Genomic DNA, 1816 nt, shown 5'->3' with positions numbered 1-1816 from the left:
ACGAGCGACAATATAACTGAGGAGCCGGATGCGGTAGTTCCGCACGTCCGGATCTGTGTGGGGGCGGTCTGGTAACAGGCCGTTCTACCACGACGCGTTTAGGAGACGTCTCATGGCAATTGAATCCTGGTTTGCATTCGTCGTCGCATCGGCGGTCCTGTTGGTGATTCCCGGCCCGACAATTTTGGCCGTCATCAGCTATTCAGTTACTCACGGTCGTCGCGCGAATATTCCTTTGGTGGCAGCTGTTGCGCTTGGTGACTCCACCGCATTGTTTGCCTCACTCGTGGGGTTGGGGGCATTGCTCGCGGTATCTGCTTTTTGGTTTACAGCTGTGAAAGTGGTTGGTGGCTTGTACCTGCTTTACCTTGGGATTAAGTTGTTTCGGGCAGGGTTCTCACCCACCGATATGGCGGAGCCGGCGCCTGACTCCTCACGCTTGAAGTTATTCGCCAACACGTATTTGGTGACCGCGCTTAATCCAAAGGGTATTGTTTTTTTCATGGCCTTTTTACCTCAATTCATTACGCCGGGTGAAAACGGGGTGTTTCAAATGTGGCTACTTGCCGTCACATTTGTTGCTTTGGCGACCGTTAATGCCACGCTTTACACGGTTTTCGCATCATCTGCCCGTCGGCTGCTTCTCTCGCCCAAAGCGCAGCGTAGATTTAATTTTGCTGGTGGTACCCTGCTTTCAGCAGCAGGCGTGTGGGCATTGCTGGCCAAGCGTCCGACCGTGTAGAAGCAAAAAATGGCTGTTGTCAGACGCTTTGCTAGCAGGGCCCTCCAAGGCCTCGCTCTTTCGGCCCTTTACGGTGGCTTTAGATTGAGAATGTCACGGTATTACTAGTGTCAGTCACTATCCGGGGTATTGTTGAGTTACTGGCACATCTTTGGAGTGGGAAGGGGTTTCCAGTCTAACCAATGCAGGCGCAGAAACGCCCATAACATTGCATCTTCGGCTCCGCGCCGTGATTGTGTATGCTGCAAGCGTTATATCCAATGGAGGGAACTATGGAAACAATAGCGATCCTACTCGTCGTATCGTTCGCAGGATTGGCGGCATTGCATTTGTATTGGGCGCTCGGCGGAAAGCTCGGCATCTCAGCAGCTCTCCCTGAGATAGATGGAGCACCAGCCTTCGTGCCTGGGGCAGCGGCAACGATTGCGGTTGCATTCGTGCTCACTGGCTTCGCCCTAATCGCACTGGTCCTCGGGTTTGGAGCCAGTAACGCCGCTGCGCTCACTCCTTATGCTGTCTTTCTCGGCTTCGCAGTCGGGGGCGTGCTCGTCCTGCGAGCGATAGGAGAATTCAAGTATGTTGGTTTCTTCAAACGTGTGAAAGGCTCGAAGTTTGCAACGTATGACAGCTGGCTGTTTTCGCCTTTCTGTCTGTTAGCTGGCGGCGCATTCTTAACATTGGCGGCAGGTAGTCTATAACAGACTGTTAACTTTCTGAGCTACCCACGAGCAATAGACACCTTCTATCAATAGGTTTACCCCTGACGAGGTGCAAGATGGCCAGGATAAATATCAGCATTGCATAGAGGAGCCTCGCCGCGAGGCAGTCAGACATGCGGTAGTTCGCGTGTACGAGAAGCCTTGAGGAACGAGCTTGAATCTGTAAAAAAGCAGCTGCGTACTTTGCGAGCCAACACGAATTAAAGTACGCTCTGATACAGTCGTATCGAGGGCAGTATACGATACGGTTAATGTGCCGGTTCGGAGGGTGTTCAAAACTCTGTGTCAGCCAACCAGCCTTATAGGCTGATGTGATGTTCCAAGCGCCCTGGGAAGTGGATGGCCATCTGTGACA

2 protein-coding genes are annotated in these 1816 nt (G+C 52.6%); both read left to right on the top strand.

Going from position 1 to position 1816, the window contains the following annotated elements:
* Positions 1 to 112: 112 nt before the first annotated feature.
* Positions 113 to 742, top strand: coding sequence for a LysE family translocator (locus tag ABIE61_RS18715; protein ID WP_354412393.1), 630 nt, complete (start codon positions 113 to 115; stop codon positions 740 to 742).
* 272 nt (positions 743 to 1014) lie between these two features.
* Positions 1015 to 1440, top strand: a complete 426-nt coding sequence (locus ABIE61_RS18710) for a DUF3995 domain-containing protein (RefSeq protein WP_354412392.1) — start codon at positions 1015 to 1017, stop codon at positions 1438 to 1440.
* Positions 1441 to 1816 lie beyond the last annotated feature (376 nt).

This window comes from Marinobacterium sp. MBR-111, from assembly GCF_040547585.1.
In the GTDB taxonomy this organism is placed as follows: Bacteria; Pseudomonadota; Gammaproteobacteria; order Pseudomonadales; family Balneatricaceae; genus Marinobacterium; species Marinobacterium iners.
This window is presented reverse-complemented; position numbering and strand designations above follow the sequence as displayed.